Origin of the sequence: Marinobacter maritimus (genome assembly GCF_007671675.1) — a bacterium.
Lineage (GTDB): Bacteria > Pseudomonadota > Gammaproteobacteria > Pseudomonadales > Oleiphilaceae > Marinobacter > Marinobacter maritimus.
The window spans coordinates 873,900-887,870 of record NZ_VCGW01000001.1 but is presented as its reverse complement, the minus strand read 5'-3'; the positions used below and the strand labels follow the sequence as shown (position 1 = coordinate 887,870).

Annotated in this window: 11 protein-coding genes; 2 read left to right on the top strand and 9 right to left on the bottom strand. The window is 53.4% G+C overall.

Annotated elements, in window-relative coordinates; translation table 11 throughout:
- Nucleotides 1-22: 22 nt before the first annotated feature.
- The 7 genes from FFI90_RS04080 to FFI90_RS04050 are packed head-to-tail and all read right to left on the bottom strand — an operon-like array spanning nucleotide 23 to nucleotide 8,782.
- Nucleotides 23-1,849, bottom strand: coding sequence for a carbamoyltransferase family protein (locus FFI90_RS04080; RefSeq protein WP_144776633.1), 1,827 nt, complete (start codon nucleotides 1,847-1,849; stop codon nucleotides 23-25).
- On the bottom strand, nucleotides 1,846-2,841 hold the full coding sequence (locus FFI90_RS04075) for a polysaccharide deacetylase family protein (RefSeq protein ID WP_144776632.1): 996 nt from the start codon (nucleotides 2,839-2,841) through the stop codon (nucleotides 1,846-1,848). Before FFI90_RS04075 ends, FFI90_RS04080 begins: the two co-directional genes overlap by 4 nt.
- Nucleotides 2,842-2,883: 42 nt before the next feature.
- A complete protein-coding gene (locus tag FFI90_RS04070; protein WP_144776631.1) occupies nucleotides 2,884-4,236 on the bottom strand; it encodes a hypothetical protein in 1,353 nt (450 codons plus the stop codon).
- Between the two features lie 4 nt (nucleotides 4,237-4,240).
- Entirely contained in the window at nucleotides 4,241-5,116 is an 876-nt protein-coding gene (locus FFI90_RS04065) for a P-loop NTPase family protein (protein WP_144776630.1), read from the bottom strand.
- Nucleotides 5,116-6,699: an XrtA system polysaccharide chain length determinant gene (locus tag FFI90_RS04060; RefSeq protein ID WP_144776629.1), complete on the bottom strand. Its 1,584-nt coding sequence runs from the start codon at nucleotides 6,697-6,699 to the stop codon at nucleotides 5,116-5,118. The genes FFI90_RS04065 and FFI90_RS04060 overlap by 1 nt, the downstream gene beginning before the upstream one ends.
- Nucleotides 6,699-7,337 carry an XrtA/PEP-CTERM system exopolysaccharide export protein gene (locus FFI90_RS04055; RefSeq protein WP_144776628.1) on the bottom strand — a complete coding sequence of 213 codons (639 nt, stop codon included), beginning with the start codon at nucleotides 7,335-7,337 and terminating at the stop codon, nucleotides 6,699-6,701. Before FFI90_RS04055 ends, FFI90_RS04060 begins: the two co-directional genes overlap by 1 nt.
- A gap of 38 nt (nucleotides 7,338-7,375) precedes the next feature.
- Nucleotides 7,376-8,782, bottom strand: coding sequence for a TIGR03013 family XrtA/PEP-CTERM system glycosyltransferase (locus tag FFI90_RS04050; protein WP_144776627.1), 1,407 nt, complete (start codon nucleotides 8,780-8,782; stop codon nucleotides 7,376-7,378).
- Between the two features lie 312 nt (nucleotides 8,783-9,094).
- Here FFI90_RS04050 and FFI90_RS04045 point away from each other — a divergent pair, with 312 nt between their 5' ends.
- Both FFI90_RS04045 and FFI90_RS04040 read left to right on the top strand, forming a co-directional pair.
- The gene (locus tag FFI90_RS04045) at nucleotides 9,095-10,003 is read left to right on the top strand and encodes an XrtA system polysaccharide deacetylase (protein WP_246123320.1); all 909 of its coding nucleotides are present in this window, start codon (nucleotides 9,095-9,097) and stop codon (nucleotides 10,001-10,003) included.
- 31 nt (nucleotides 10,004-10,034) lie between these two features.
- A complete protein-coding gene (locus tag FFI90_RS04040) occupies nucleotides 10,035-11,075 on the top strand; it encodes an ExeA family protein (RefSeq protein WP_144776626.1) in 1,041 nt (346 codons plus the stop codon).
- 140 nt (nucleotides 11,076-11,215) lie between these two features.
- Here the strand turns inward: FFI90_RS04040 and prpD are convergent, their stop codons facing one another.
- Both prpD and prpF read right to left on the bottom strand, forming a co-directional pair.
- A complete protein-coding gene (gene prpD / locus FFI90_RS04035) occupies nucleotides 11,216-12,700 on the bottom strand; it encodes a 2-methylcitrate dehydratase (protein ID WP_144776625.1) in 1,485 nt (494 codons plus the stop codon).
- Nucleotides 12,701-12,758: 58 nt separating this feature from the next.
- Complete coding sequence (gene prpF / locus FFI90_RS04030) at nucleotides 12,759-13,925, bottom strand: 2-methylaconitate cis-trans isomerase PrpF (protein WP_144776624.1); 1,167 nt, start codon at nucleotides 13,923-13,925, stop codon at nucleotides 12,759-12,761.
- Nucleotides 13,926-13,971 lie beyond the last annotated feature (46 nt).

Here is a 13,971-nt window from a genome sequence, read left to right as displayed (position 1 = left end):
TGGCGTTACATCCGCTACCAGATCAATGCCCCGGGTTCGGGTGTTTTACCAGGAATGGCCCTATCGCAAGATAATCCAGCGCCCCCTGAATGAAGGCTCTGACGCCATCTTCAGGAGAGTTAACGATGGGCTCTTCATGCATGTTGAAGCTGGTGTTGATCAGGCTGGGGATGCCGCTAAGCTTTTCGTATTCTTTCAGAATATCGTAGTAACCGGGATTAGCCTCGCGCTGAATAAGCTGCGGTCTGGCGGTGCCATCTACGTGAACAGCAGCAGGGCAATTTTCACGCATGAAGTCAGTACAATCGAAGGTGACCGTCATGAACTCTGCAGCATGCTCCGCGCCTTTTATGTTGTGATAGCACTTCTCCCGGGCTTCGTAGAGCGTAACCGGTGCAAACGGCATAAACTCAGTACGGCCCAGGCGCTTATTCAGCCACTGATTAACTTCAGGCTCACGGGCATGATAAAGAATGGACCGGTTACCCAAAGATCTGGGGCCGTATTCCATTCGCCCATCAAAGCGTGCAACAACCTCGCCGCTGTGAATCAGCGCTGCAACTTCTGCAGCAAGATGCTCGGGCCTGCGATATTGGAGATTCTCGGCTTTCAGAGCCTTTTCGATTTCGGCCTCGGAATAGTCCGGCCCCATGTAGGCGTTGGTAATAGAGGGTTTAACGCCACCCGGCCAGCTATGATAGAGCGCTGCGCCTGTGCCACAACCGCCGTCACCCATATTCGGGTACACAAAGATGTTGTTTACACCTTCAATTTCAAAAATACGCTGGTTCAGTTTTACGTTGGCGGTTACGCCGCCCGAGAGCACGATGGTGTCGATCCCGGTTTTCTCCACCCAGTGGCGGATGTAGTTGGTTGCCACTTTTTCGAGCACATACTGGTAGGCGGCGGCCACATCGATTTTCGGGAACTTTGAAGCCAGGTAGCGGGAGAAGAAAACATTATTGGCTTCGTAGATCCGAAAATCGCCTGGTGTCTGTTCAATTCGGGAGAGCAGAATATCGCCCAGAATGCTCGGATCACCGTAAGAGGCCAGGCCGACAATTTTGCCTTCGTGGCGACTGGGCTTGAACCCGAGACTCGACGTGACGTGTTCGTACAAGGTTCCCAGAGAGTTAGGATACGAAAGCCCATGCAGGCGATGAATTTTGCCATCGCAGGCCTCACTTACCGAGCCAGCGAGCCCGGAGCCATAACCGTCCAGAGTTACACACAATGCGCGTTCATAGCCACTGCACAGAAAGCTGTTAGCCGCATGAGACAGGTGGTGGTCCATCCGTTTTACGGTTCCCGTCCAGCCCATTTCACTTAAACCTTGATTGAGCTCTGTTTCCCATTGCCGGAAGGACTCTGTAGCACCTTCACCCCAGTGCCTGGAGGATTTCAGAGCTGCATTGTTGGAAGCCAGTTTCTGAACGCCTGCCATGTTGTAGTAGGAATTATGTAGAAAACCCTTTTCCATAATGGCGTTGGGATGCTCCAACCCATGAATCGGCTCGTTGCGATCTGGCACAAGGCCTAGCGCATCTTTGATCTGTGCGCTCAGGTCTGTGGGCTGAAAAGCTTTGATGAAGGCTTTCTCATCTTCCAGGTTTTTAGTGAACAGCTTTTTCTCATTCTCCGCAGTGAGGAACGGATAGCACACCTGGTCGAAATCGCTCATGGAGAGGCCGGTGTATGAAAGCGCTTTTTCCAGAGCCAGGCGTGGAAAGCCTGATTGCTGCTTTACTCTGGTAAAGCGTTCTTCGCCAGCGGCAAAGAGAATGTTGCCATCCTCAACAATTGAAACCGTTGAGTCTTTGTCTAGCGGGGATATCCCGAGCACCTTCATGCCTTACTCTCCATATACTTGCGAATGCGGGTTGGCGACGAAGCCTGCCCGCCTAATTCATTGAAAAAGAAATCGAAAAACTGTCGAAAGCTGTCCAGAAACGCCCTTAACTGGACTTCATTCTGAACATAAGTTGTATGGCCTGGCACTAAGCTGGGGCTGTGGAAGCTCCAGGTAAATGTGCGCACGCCCTGTTCAAAGAGCGCTCTGGTGAGCTTGATGTGTTCTGCCGGGGTAAAACCTTCCGGTGACAACATGAGCCTGTCTACCGCGCCAATCCGCGCAAGAATGCCCGGCGCCTTGAATTTGCGCAGCCGTTGCGCGGTCTCGTAGAGCGGCACGGCTAATGGCTGCGCCCAGCCGACAAACCCTCCGGTGCAGGGAATCTCCAGAACGGGTCTATCTGAGCCACCGAACCAGAACGGATGAGCATTGAATCTGCGGAAGTCCGGGCCTCCATCCGCTCGGGAATCGAGAGGCGGGCAGACAGACAGGTCGATATTGAACCCCATCTCCTGGAGAATGCCTGTGGTATTGGGCCCAAAACCGTATCGCCCGGCTTTGTACGCAACCGGAGCCCTGCCAAAATTCTGCTGAATGGTTTCGCTCAGTACGCGGAGCTTTTCCCGCTCCAGTGCTTCAGGAAGATTCCCCGGATACATATTCGACCTGGTGACCGCTTCGCCTTGGGGTGGGTTCACCCAGGGATGAAGGTGCGCACCGATTTCGCACTGACCCTTTTCTGAAAATTGCTTCAACAACCCGTAACCATGGGGCTGACTGGCCACCGGGTAATCGATCACATAACAAGGGCAGATGCCATACTCGTTAAAGATCTCTTGAGCGCGATCGATGTGGGCCATGGCAGACACCCGGTTGGCGTTGACGTCTGGCTCTGCGCTCCAATCGAACTCCTCTTCTGTGTCGATTACCACGATCAGTTGTGGTGGTGTCTCCGGAGGAAGTCGTATTTCCTTCTTTTGTTCAAACATGCTTCCTTTCCCGGCCTGTCATCCCGATGTATGGATATGTAATCAACGCTGACCGCTCATCGCGAAACCGCGACTCAACACAAAGCGCAGCTCGTATTGGTCCTGGTTATTTCTCACTGACGAACGCAGATAGGACTGATACAGCTGCACGCCAAAGCTTGTATTTTCAGCAAGCTGACGGGTCCAGCCGATTGTGATTCGGTGGATTTCGTCAACGATCACGTCAGCATCTTCATCCGCATCGCCTTCCCAGCTGTATCCAAAATTGAGCCTATGAAGCGCCGCCAACTGGAAGCCTAGATTAATACCGGCACGGTACTCGTGAGTCGTGGCACCCGAAAGCTGCGATTCAAGGATGGAGCCTGCTGCGTATACCCCAAGGTCGCAGGCATCGCATACCTGCTGATTGTAATGGGTAATAGACAGTGAATCGCTGACGGTGAGGTCTCTTAACCTTATGGTCTCCGGAAGAAATGAAAAATTCGGCGGTACGTTCAGAGACAGATCGGTGGCGCTATCAGACATACTGCGATCGTATTTCACCGCAGTACGCCAGTCGGTGGTTACCCAGCTGCGCTCCAGGAAACCGGTTACCGCATCATACTCACTGGTCGTGCCACCGGCATATTCAGTTTCAGCTTTGCTGCCGCCAGCTCCAATACTGAAGTTCCCATTTTCCAACTGCAAGCTGTATGCCAGCTGCGCAGAATCAATGGTGATGTCTGTATCACGCTCGCCAGACCAGCTGCGACTGACGTTAAGGCTACCTGTTGAACGCTCACTCAGCCTCCGTGAAAACTCGCTGCCAACGGTATAGGATTCCTGGTCATTGAGGTTATCCTCACCAAAACTACGACCTGCCTGGGCGAAAAACCTCAAAGTTGAAAGCTCACCCGGATAAAAGCGCAGCCCCGCACCCGCACTCAGGGTATTCCGGGTATCGTAACTGGAGGGGTTGATCACGAACCCGGTGTCGTTGCGCACAGAGCTGATGGTGTGGCCGAGATTGAAATCGACGCGGCTACCAGGATCAAGGTACGCATAGCGGGAGGCGCCCCTGATGGAGCTGTTGTCCCTCAGTCCGCCTCCGGAGCCCTCCTGGTCTGTTTCCAGAGTTCCGCCATATAGCAAAGCAAGTGAGTTGGCTCCACTTTCCAGAGAGCCACCTACTTGCCCGGAGATACCGAGCGTGGGTTCTGTGTTGGTGTCAGTTGACGTTCCCCGGTCCGTTCGGGTGTGCTTTATGCCGGTAAACACCGAGGCCGAACCAGAGAGTGTTTCGACATTATCGCTGAAGCTCTGCGCTGTAACCGTCAGCGGCCAGGTTGCGCAGAAAACCCCCAAGTAGAGAAGAGTAATACTGGATCTGCCTGCGTTCCTTGCTCTGGGTTCCATGGGGCTACTCCTGGAAAATCAGGCCGGAGAATTTCTCAGACCCGAGTGCGTCTACAGAATCCGCTATGATCTCTCCGGTGACTTCTCCAAAAGGAACACCGAAGACTATCTGATCTGCGAAGCGTTCAAGAATCCGTCCCTCAGTATTCTCCCGAAAAGGAGGTGCATTCAGCACTATGCACCGATCCGGATAACGGGCCTTCAGATCGGTAATAAGTTCGCGCATGCGTACGGCAGAAAACAACTCAACTGCCGAGGATGCCTGAGTACCCGCAGGAATCACCGAAAGACGCTCCACACCACTGGGGTAAATAATAGATTTTATACTCAGCGAACGGTCGCCAACGAAATCTGTAACGCCATACTCCATCGGAGCTGAAACCAGACCTGGCAGCTCTTCGTGGTAGGGATCGCAATCCACCAGCAACGCGGAGCTATGGGAATCCAGCCCGAAAGCAGCGGCTAGATTAAACGCTGTCAGAATTCCGCCAGGGCCGTTACCCAGGCTACTGAACATTACCGTGAAGTTGCCTTCGCCAGCGCGGTTGCGCAGCTGAATACGGAGTTCGCGATAAGCGTCCATAACTTCTTTATCGGGCATGCCGGAATAGATTATTTTCCGCTCCCGCAACTGTTCACGGCTCCAGGGGTTTGGATTACCGATCAAACCGAGAGACATCGACGAATCGTAAACCGTAGGCGGATGCTCACTACGATGGCTCTCCAAACGAGCCACGCCTGGCTTGTCACGGTCTGACCCCGCATACGGCCGTTCTTTGCGGAAATTGTCTTCCGCCTTCGCTTCGCCCCGGTCACGCTCGAGTTGACGACGTTCATCCTGGCTTTTCAGAAGCGCATTGTAGAGTTTGTTATCGTCCATCAATTGCTCCCACTTCCAAGCGCTTGCCCGGTTAGTTCGCTGGCTTTATTGATCAGTTGTTCCGGGGTAATGCCCATTACACTGAAGACCAGAACGGCGAGATACGCGACCATAAAAATTGCCAGTACAATAAGGATCGTAAGAACATCCTTGCGCAATAAACGGTCTTTCCAGGTGCTGCGGTAATGGGGAATCGTGGTCAACACCGGAATGGATTCCGGCAAAGCCAATTGCAGCGCACGGGGTGAGCGTAGTCGTTGATCAAACATCACAAGCATAACCAGCAAACCCAGCACCATGGCGCTACCCAGGAAGGGGCCTGCAAGGCCGACCTGATAGAGCTGCAGGCCATCCCAATGAGTTGGGTAGGAAGCCGGTTCCTGAATCTTGTAGCTTACGCCCTCACCCTGCACATCCAGGGTCATGGACAGCCGGGCTTTTTCCCGGCGCTGAAGCATGTCTTCGTATACGCCCCGGGTGACATCATAGTCTCGCGTGAGCTCTGAAAGCTCCGCCTGGTTCTCTGCGACCCGCTGGGAACGCTCGAACGATTCCTCAAGGAGCCTCTCTAACGATGCCAGCCGGTTTTTTTGCACGGTCAACCGTGTCGTGCTGTCAGACAGCTGGATTTTAAGATTTTCGTAGACAGGGTTTTCCATTACCTCGGTAACGCCGCCATCCCGGTCATCATCAGTTTGTGTAGAAACGCGTTTCTTGAGGTCTGCAATCTGGTCCTGAACACTCACCACATCAGGGTGGCGCTCGTGATAACGCAACAACAGCGAATCCAGCTCCTGGCGCATATTGGCTAATCGGCGCTCTGCCGACGACTTGCCCGGATCGATAGTGATTCGACGTACCGGTTGCTCATTAGCAAGCTGGCGACGGGTAAGCTGAACTTCTGACTCAGTTTGCTGAATTTCCAGCTTGAGGTTTTCAATATCACGACGAAGGCCTTCAATTCTGGCGAGTACACTGCCCTCCGTGCCATCCTGATTGGCGGATTTGAACTCCTTCAACCGCTGTTCGGCTTCCTCAAGCTGGCGCTGATATGTTTTAACCTGAGAATCTATAAACTCGAACGCGCCCTGACTCTCGGAACGCTTTTTTCGCACTGTGCGCTCGACAAATCGGTTCAATACCGCACTGAGAACCTGGAAGGACTCATCCGGGCTGCCACTGGTATAACTCAGCTCGAGAAAATTCCGGTTGGATACCCGAATACCGACTTGCTTACGCAGGGTGCTGATCTTTCCGTTACGAACCCCATCCGTTTCACCGCCTCTTATCAGCCCGGTATCCAGAGCAATCTGCTCAAGGAATGAACGGCTTTGCATCATTTCCCGGGCTTCGTTGATGCGGTCCAGCTGAGTCATCTCAGCTTTGCCCCGAAGTAGCGGCTGGAGAATGTTGGACTGGTCTGCGTACAAAACTGCCTGGGAGGTATAGCTCTTCGGTGTTACATAGCCCAGCGTCAACACCCCGGCTGTCACGGTCATAAAAATGATGACCGCTGCCAACCTGTGCCGGTAAAGCTCAAGCTTAACGGCACGGAGGGTATCAATTATGAACTGTATATCCATCAGAGTTCGCCCCTGAACAGTTGTTTTCGGGGCACGCTGATGACGTCACCCGGCTGCAGACTGTGATTCGTGCTCATGTCACCATCGGTAAGGATGGCTTCAAGATCCAGACCGAAGCTCTGGTATTCGCCGTCTATCTGACGGTGCAGAACTGCACGGCTATCGGCGGCAAAATCGGTCACACCACCTGCCATCAACACAACATCCAGCACGGTCATGCCGGGCTGGAAAGCAACGGATTGTGGCGAAGCAACCTGTCCGGTAATCCGTATCCGGTTACGGAACTCTTTACTTAGCGGGCTGGTAACCATCACGGTCACCTCCGGGGTGCGAATATACTCACCCAGGGTGTCGCTGATTTCAGAGGCCAGATTTTCCGGTTTTTTGCCTTCGGCCTTTACATCACCCATCAGAGGCAAGGAGATAAAGCCATCCGGGCGAACAACGATGGACTGGCCCAACTCCGGGTTGCGCCAAACGTGAACAGCGACGGTATCTCCCACACCAATTTCGTAAGGCTCGGCCCCCAGCTCTGATGCCGGCGGCATTTCGGCGGAAGATGGCAGGCCAGAGCAGGCTGCAACAAACAGCCCGAGAACTGCTATTAATCCCGCCCGCATTAACGTAGAAATAGTCATAAATACCCTCCAAACCCTTGTTTTTCTTCGTCTGTTTATTATCGAACGCCTTTGCCCAGGAGAATCACTTCCACGGTCTGGATCATGATGAGAAAATCCATCAAAAGGCTGTAATTTTTGGAGTAATAAAGATCGTACTCCAGCTTGCCCCGGGCGTCTTCAACCGATGCTCCATAAGGATATTTAAGCTGTGCCCAGCCCATTAATCCAGGCTTCACATAATGCCGGGTATCGTAAAACGGAATTTTTTCTTTCAACTCCAGAACAAATTCAGGCCTTTCCGGGCGCGGCCCGACGATGCTCATTTCACCTTTGATCACATTGTAGATCTGCGGCAGTTCATCCAGGCGGGTGTTGCGTATAAACGCACCTACCCGGGTAACGCGATTGTCGTTGGCAGAAGCCCAACGCGCTTTGCCATCTTTCTCTGCATCTTGCCGCATGCTGCGAAACTTGTAGATCCGAAACTCTTTACCCAGCATTCCAACGCGGGTTTGGCTATACAGAATTGGGCGCCCGGTTTCCAGAAACACCGCAATAGCCGTCAGGATAATAAACGGCAGCATCACTGCAAGAAGTGTAAGACTGATCAGTAGATCCACAGATCGCTTTACAAAATCCCGGGTTTTTGAAGCCTTGAATCCCTCTGAAAACACAATCCAGGATGGATGTACCATATCCAGCTTGGCTTTTTTCAGCTCGCGCTCATAGAAATCGATGCCATTGGTTATGGCAATTCCACGCAGCTTGCACTCCATCAGTTCCGGCACTGGCAGCCACCCACCTTCGTTCCTGCGGCGCTCCTGCTGCGCGATTACAATTTCCGAAACGCGGTTCTGACGGCAGAACTGATAAAAGTCATAGGGTGTGGGCAGCAGTTTATCGGCAGCAATCGCACCATCCGGATTGTCTGCGATACAACCAATGATATGTACACCCAACGCGCGCATGTTGCGCTCGTATTCGTCCAGCAGGGTCGCTGCGAAATCGCCCGCCCCAAAGATCACTACACGGCGTACCAACTGCTTCAGATCCACAATCCATAGAAACAAAAGCCGCATGAGAATGACGACCGAAGACGCGAAAACAACCGCCCAGAACAGGTTCGTGCTGCCCGGGTTTGCCGATGGAAGCACCAGGTAGAGCAGTTTCAGCCCTATCCCACCAACAAAACAGTAGGCCACCAAAGTGCGGAAAAACAGCGCTGAAACGCTTTCATGAACCATGGCGAGATAGCCACCCATGGCGAGCGTTCCACAGCTCAGAATCAGCGCGAAGAGGCTCGCTGACAAGATGTTTGTTTCAACAGAAGGGTAACCGACGCCCGCAACCGAAAGCAGAAATCCAAGAAAGGAAAAAATCGCGTATAGCACCACAAATTCCAGCGCAGCGAGCACCAGATAGGGGATGTGAAGGTAGTGTTTTCGAAACCGTATATAAGACACGCCGAACTTCCTTGTCGTCTGCTCAACACATTTCAACACTGTGCGACAGACCAACATCTGATTCTCCGGCGGCGAACACTCAGCCGAGCACTGAGCGACCCCTTACCACCGGTTCCTTTTTTGTCATCTGGGCCATTCTGCGCTGACCAAGTTGTAATCTCAACTCATTGTATCTTTTGGTAACATAGTTTTACATTGTTTTTCTTGGCAAAGAGGAATTACTCGCATCAAGAATTGTATTTGCACTGTCCGTAGGTGAAAATTGAACCGTCGGTATTGCAAATGATTGGTACCATTGAATAAGGAAAGCCTATGCCCGGAACGGAGACACCCTCACCCTTACATGCCATGAGCATAGACGTTGAAGACTACTTCCACGTTGCTGCACTTTCTGGCGTTATCCGTCCGGAACAATGGGATTCATTGCCCTCTCGCGTGGAACAGAACACGGAACGTCTGCTATCCCTGTTTGACAAGCATCAGGTAAAGGCAACGTTTTTTGTGCTAGGTTGGGTAGCCGAGAGGTTTCCTGCGCTCATCCGCAAACTGTCTGACCACGGCCACGAGATTGCCTCCCACGGATACAGTCACCAACTGATTTATAGCCAGACGCAGGACGTCTTCCGCGAAGAAACAGTACGCTCGAAATCCCTGCTGGAAGACATCACTGGCAAAGCGATAGAGGGTTACCGTGCTGCAAGCTATTCTATTACCCGGGAATCACTTTGGGCTCTGGATATCCTGAGCGATGCAGGCTTTACCTGGGATTCGAGTATTTTCCCCATACGACACGACAGGTATGGCATACCCGGCTCTCCGTCTGCGCCCTACTCTATCGAAACCGCCAGCGGTGCCGTTATCCGCGAGTTTCCCCTGACAACCGCCCATATAATGGGGCTTTCCATACCGGCGGCCGGGGGCGGCTATTTTCGCCAGTTCCCTTACCCGGTGTTTCGCTATCTGTTCCGCAATGCGTCGGGCTTTGGTGCGCGGCCCCAAATGTTTTATCTGCACCCTTGGGAAATAGACCCGGAGCAGCCACGTTATAACAACGCAAGCTGGTTTTCGCGTTTCCGCCATTACACCAATCTGGACCAGTGCCACGATCGCCTCGATCGATTGCTCGGCGATTTCAGGTTCGGGACCGTGAGCGAAAGCTATAATGCCTATGAACCAGACAAAACCCTGCTGCGCTGCGATCAGATGATCCGCCTCGCCTGATTCAGGGTAAAAAGCTGAACAGGAATTGTATATGTATCTGGAATTTTTTGGTCTCCACAGGCACCCCTTCCGCATCACACCGGAGGACGATTTTATTTACATGAGCCAGCAACATTCCCGGGCTTATGTATACATGTCTTCGGCCATCTGGAGCTCTGAAGGCTTTGTGGTTATTAGCGGTGAAATCGGTTCTGGCAAGACAACCCTGCTGAAGAAGACTGTCCGCAACCTCGAAGGCAACCTGAAGCTACTCAATATCGCCTACACCAACCTGGAGTCGAAAGATCTGTTTGGTCTGATTCTTCGCAAGGCTGGAATGCTTGTGACGGATGACAGCAAGGTTGCCATGCTGTTCCAGATTACCGATTACCTGGAGAAAATGGCCACCGCCGGCACACCAGTGGTGTTAACCATTGACGAAGCGCAGAACCTCACCCGGGAGAACCTTGAAGACGTCCGTATGCTGGCCGGAATGGAAAGCATGGGCGGGCCTTCAATGCGGGTTATCCTGCTGGGCCAGCCGGAGCTGAAACAGGCGGTCCTGGACATTCCCCAGCTTGCTCAGCGGGTAAAACTGTTCTTCCACCTGGAAGGTCTTACGCTTGCTGAGACGGCTGAGTATATTGACTACCGGCTGCTGGTTTCCGGCCACGGCGGCAACAAGCTTTTTGATGGCGACACCGTTCGCGAAATCCACAAGCTTAGCAAAGGCATTCCCCGGCTGATCAACAAGCTGTGTGACGGCATGATGATGTGCGCCTATTCCGAAGACCGACCGTTTATCGACCCCCACGATCTCAAATCCATTCGCAAGGATTTGCTGGGAGACGAACTGCCGGAGAATACACCCAAACTGACCGGCCTGAAGAAGCGGGAACACCCGACTCCCGAGCAAGGCGCGCTCAATACAGGCGACATGGCGAACGCAACAAACGCTCTTCTGCGCATGGCGGAAGCACTCGAGCGTATTGACAGCCGGTTGGCTGCGATTTTTCCAGACGAGCAGTCTTCCCGTCGGGAAAATATCGGGGCGCCTGACAATGTAAAGCCTCTATCGCCGGGTAGAAAGTAAAACAGGTCACCGGCAAACAAAAAATCCCGGGCATGTGTCCGGGATTTTTTTGGCTTAATTAACAGGCTGATGTAAAACCCCATCGAATTGTAACCAGTGGTACAAGCCGTAGGTAATATTTGTAATGGCTCCGAACGGCTCTAAATCGCAAACAGCGCCGCAAACTCGTGGACCGGCGTGGCCTCAAGCGTCTTCTGATTGTCACAGAGAGTGAAGATTTCATCGCATCGTTGCGCGACAAATCGGGTTGAGAGATTCTCTCTGAATTTTTCTTCCAACAGCGGAATCCCCTCTTTTCTGCGCCTGCGGTGGCCGATGGGGTAATCAACCGCAACCTGCTCGGTGCTGGAGCCGTCCGTGAAGAAAACCTGAATGGCGTTAGCGATGGAGCGCTTGTCCGCCTCCAGATATTCCCGGGTATAGCGCTCGTCCTCGATGATTTCCATTTTGTCCCGCAACATATCGATTAGCGGGTTGGCTTCGTGAAAGCTGTCCTCGTAGTGCTCTGCGTTGAGATTACCAAAAATCAGCGGCACTGCGGCCATGTACTGCAGGCAGTGATCGCGGTCAGCCGCGTTTGCCAGTTTGCCTTTCTTGGAAATAATACGAATTGCGGACTCGTGTGTCGTGATAACAATCCGGTCGATCTCGCCGAGCCGGTCTTTAACCTGTGGATGAAGCGTTACAGCGGCCTCGGCAGCCGTCTGAGCGTGAAATTCCGCGGGGAAGGAAATCTTGAACAGAATGTTTTCCATTACGTAGGAACCGAAATCCTGAGGCAATGAAAACTCACGCTTGTCTTCCGGCTTGAGAGCTTGGTCTTTATTGGTTTTGCTGAAAAGCACGTCGTAAAAGCCCCACTGGGGCGCTGTCAGGGCACTGGGAATCCCCATCTCGCCTCGCATGGCAATATCCGCAAGGCGAACCGCCCGTGATGTGGCATCACCGGCCGCCCAGGATTTTCGGGAGCCCGCGTTGGGTGCGTGACGGTAGGTTCGCAGAGCTTGCCCATCAACCCAGGCGTGAGAGAGCGCCGACAGCAGCTGCTCGCGTGTGGCCCCCATGAGCTTGGCGGTGACTGCAGTGGAGGCGACTTTCACCAATAAAACGTGGTCCAGCCCTACCCGATTGAACGAGTTCTCCAGCGCCAGCACACCCTGAATTTCATGGGCCATGATCATGGCTTCAAGAACGTCGCGCACGGTTAGCGATTCCTTGCCCTCGGCAACGCGTTTCTGGGACAGGTGGTCTGCAATAGCCAGAATGCCACCCAGATTATCCGAAGGGTGCCCCCACTCAGCTGCCAGCCAGGTGTCGTTGTAATCCAGCCAACGCACGATGCAGCCTATATCCCAGGCAGCCTTGACGGGATCAAGACGAAACGAAGTACCGGGAACCCGGGCACCGTGGGGAACCACAGTGCCCTCGACAATCGGCCCGAGATGCTTGGTGCACTCCGGAAAGCGCAGCGCCAACAGGCCGCAACCGAGCGTGTCCATTAAACAGTGCCGAGCTGTAGTCCAGGCTTCCTCGCTCTTCACCTGATAAGTCAGAACGTAATCTGCAATTCGCTGCAGAACGTCGTCGTAATCAGGCCGCTCGTTGAGATCGAATGTTGCAGACATGTTCGTTCCTCCTTTCGGGGTTCGGGGTCTAATGCAAAAAAATCCAAGGTGAAGAGGCTTATGCCTCGCGCACCCAGCCCTCCATCAGAATTCTCGCGCTACGGCTCATGATGGCTTTGGTCGCCGTCCACTGACCGTCCACTTCTTTTGCTTCTGCACCAACCTGCAGAGTGCCTGAGGGATGGCCAAAGGTAACTGAAGTGCGATCACTGCCGCCTGCAGCCAGGTTCACCAGTGTTCCTGGAATGGCCGCTGCGGTCGCTATAGCCACTGCGGCTGTTCCCATCATGGCGTGATGCAGCTTGCCCATCGAGAGCGCACGCACCAGCACATCGATGTCACCTGCGCCGATCTTCTTGCCACTTGATGAAGTGTAGTCCGCCGGCGGGGCTACGAAAGCAACTTTTGGTGTGTGTTGTCGGGCGGCGGCTTCTTCGATGTTCTGGATAAGGCCCATTTGCAAGGCCCCATGAGCGCGAATGCTCTCGAACATCGCCAGAGCTTTGGGATCGCTGTTGATGTCGTCTTGCAGTTCCGTGCCTGTATAACCAACCGCATCCGCGTTGATAAACACCGTTGGAATGCCAGCATTGATCATGGTGGCTTTCAGGGCACCAACACCTGGAACTTCCAGCTCATCCACCAGATTACCGCTGGGAAACATGGAGCCTTCGCCATCGGCCGGATCCATGAACTCAACCTGTACTTCCGCTGCTGGGAAAGTTACTCCGTCCAGCTCAAAATCGCCGGTCTCCTGAACTTCACTGTTGGTGATGGGTACGTTGGCAATGATGGTCTTGCGGATATTGGCCTGCCAGATACGCACCACCGCAGTGCCGTTTTCCGGGATTCGTTCTTTTGCTACGAAACCACTGTTGATAGCAAAGGCTCCAACGGCTGCAGTGAGGTTGCCGCAGTTCCCGCTCCAGTCCACGAAGGGCTTGTCTATGCTCACCTGCCCGAACAGGTAATCCACATCATGATCCGGCTGGGTGCTTTTGCTCAGGATAACGGTTTTGCTGGTGCTGGATGTAGCGCCGCCCATGCCATCGGTTTGCTTCTGGTAAGGGTCCGGGCTGCCAATTACTCTCAGCAATATGTTGTCCCGGGCTTGGCCTGGTGTTTGGGCTTTATCGGGGAGATCGCTCAGACGAAAAAATACGCCTTTGCTGGTGCCGCCACGCATGTAGGTCGCGGGGATTTTGATTTGGGGAGCGTAAGTCATTTCGGTGCTCTCAGTAATCACATCAGGATTCGAAGACGGGGCCTGG

What these genes read in the sequence shown, in the direction of transcription:
- FFI90_RS04070 (WP_144776631.1), bottom strand. Translation starts at nt 4,236, where the DNA reads ATGGAACCCAGAGCAAGGAACGCAGGCAGATCCAGTATTACTCTTCTC.
- FFI90_RS04075 (WP_144776632.1), bottom strand. Translation starts at nt 2,841, where the DNA reads ATGTTTGAACAAAAGAAGGAAATACGACTTCCTCCGGAGACACCACCA.
- FFI90_RS04055 (WP_144776628.1), bottom strand. Translation starts at nt 7,337, where the DNA reads ATGACTATTTCTACGTTAATGCGGGCGGGATTAATAGCAGTTCTCGGG.
- FFI90_RS04060 (WP_144776629.1), bottom strand. Translation starts at nt 6,699, where the DNA reads ATGGATATACAGTTCATAATTGATACCCTCCGTGCCGTTAAGCTTGAG.
- FFI90_RS04040 (WP_144776626.1), top strand. Translation starts at nt 10,035, where the DNA reads ATGTATCTGGAATTTTTTGGTCTCCACAGGCACCCCTTCCGCATCACA.
- FFI90_RS04065 (WP_144776630.1), bottom strand. Translation starts at nt 5,116, where the DNA reads ATGGACGATAACAAACTCTACAATGCGCTTCTGAAAAGCCAGGATGAA.
- prpF (WP_144776624.1), bottom strand. Translation starts at nt 13,925, where the DNA reads ATGACTTACGCTCCCCAAATCAAAATCCCCGCGACCTACATGCGTGGC.
- FFI90_RS04045 (WP_246123320.1), top strand. Translation starts at nt 9,095, where the DNA reads ATGCCCGGAACGGAGACACCCTCACCCTTACATGCCATGAGCATAGAC.
- prpD (WP_144776625.1), bottom strand. Translation starts at nt 12,700, where the DNA reads ATGTCTGCAACATTCGATCTCAACGAGCGGCCTGATTACGACGACGTT.
- FFI90_RS04080 (WP_144776633.1), bottom strand. Translation starts at nt 1,849, where the DNA reads ATGAAGGTGCTCGGGATATCCCCGCTAGACAAAGACTCAACGGTTTCA.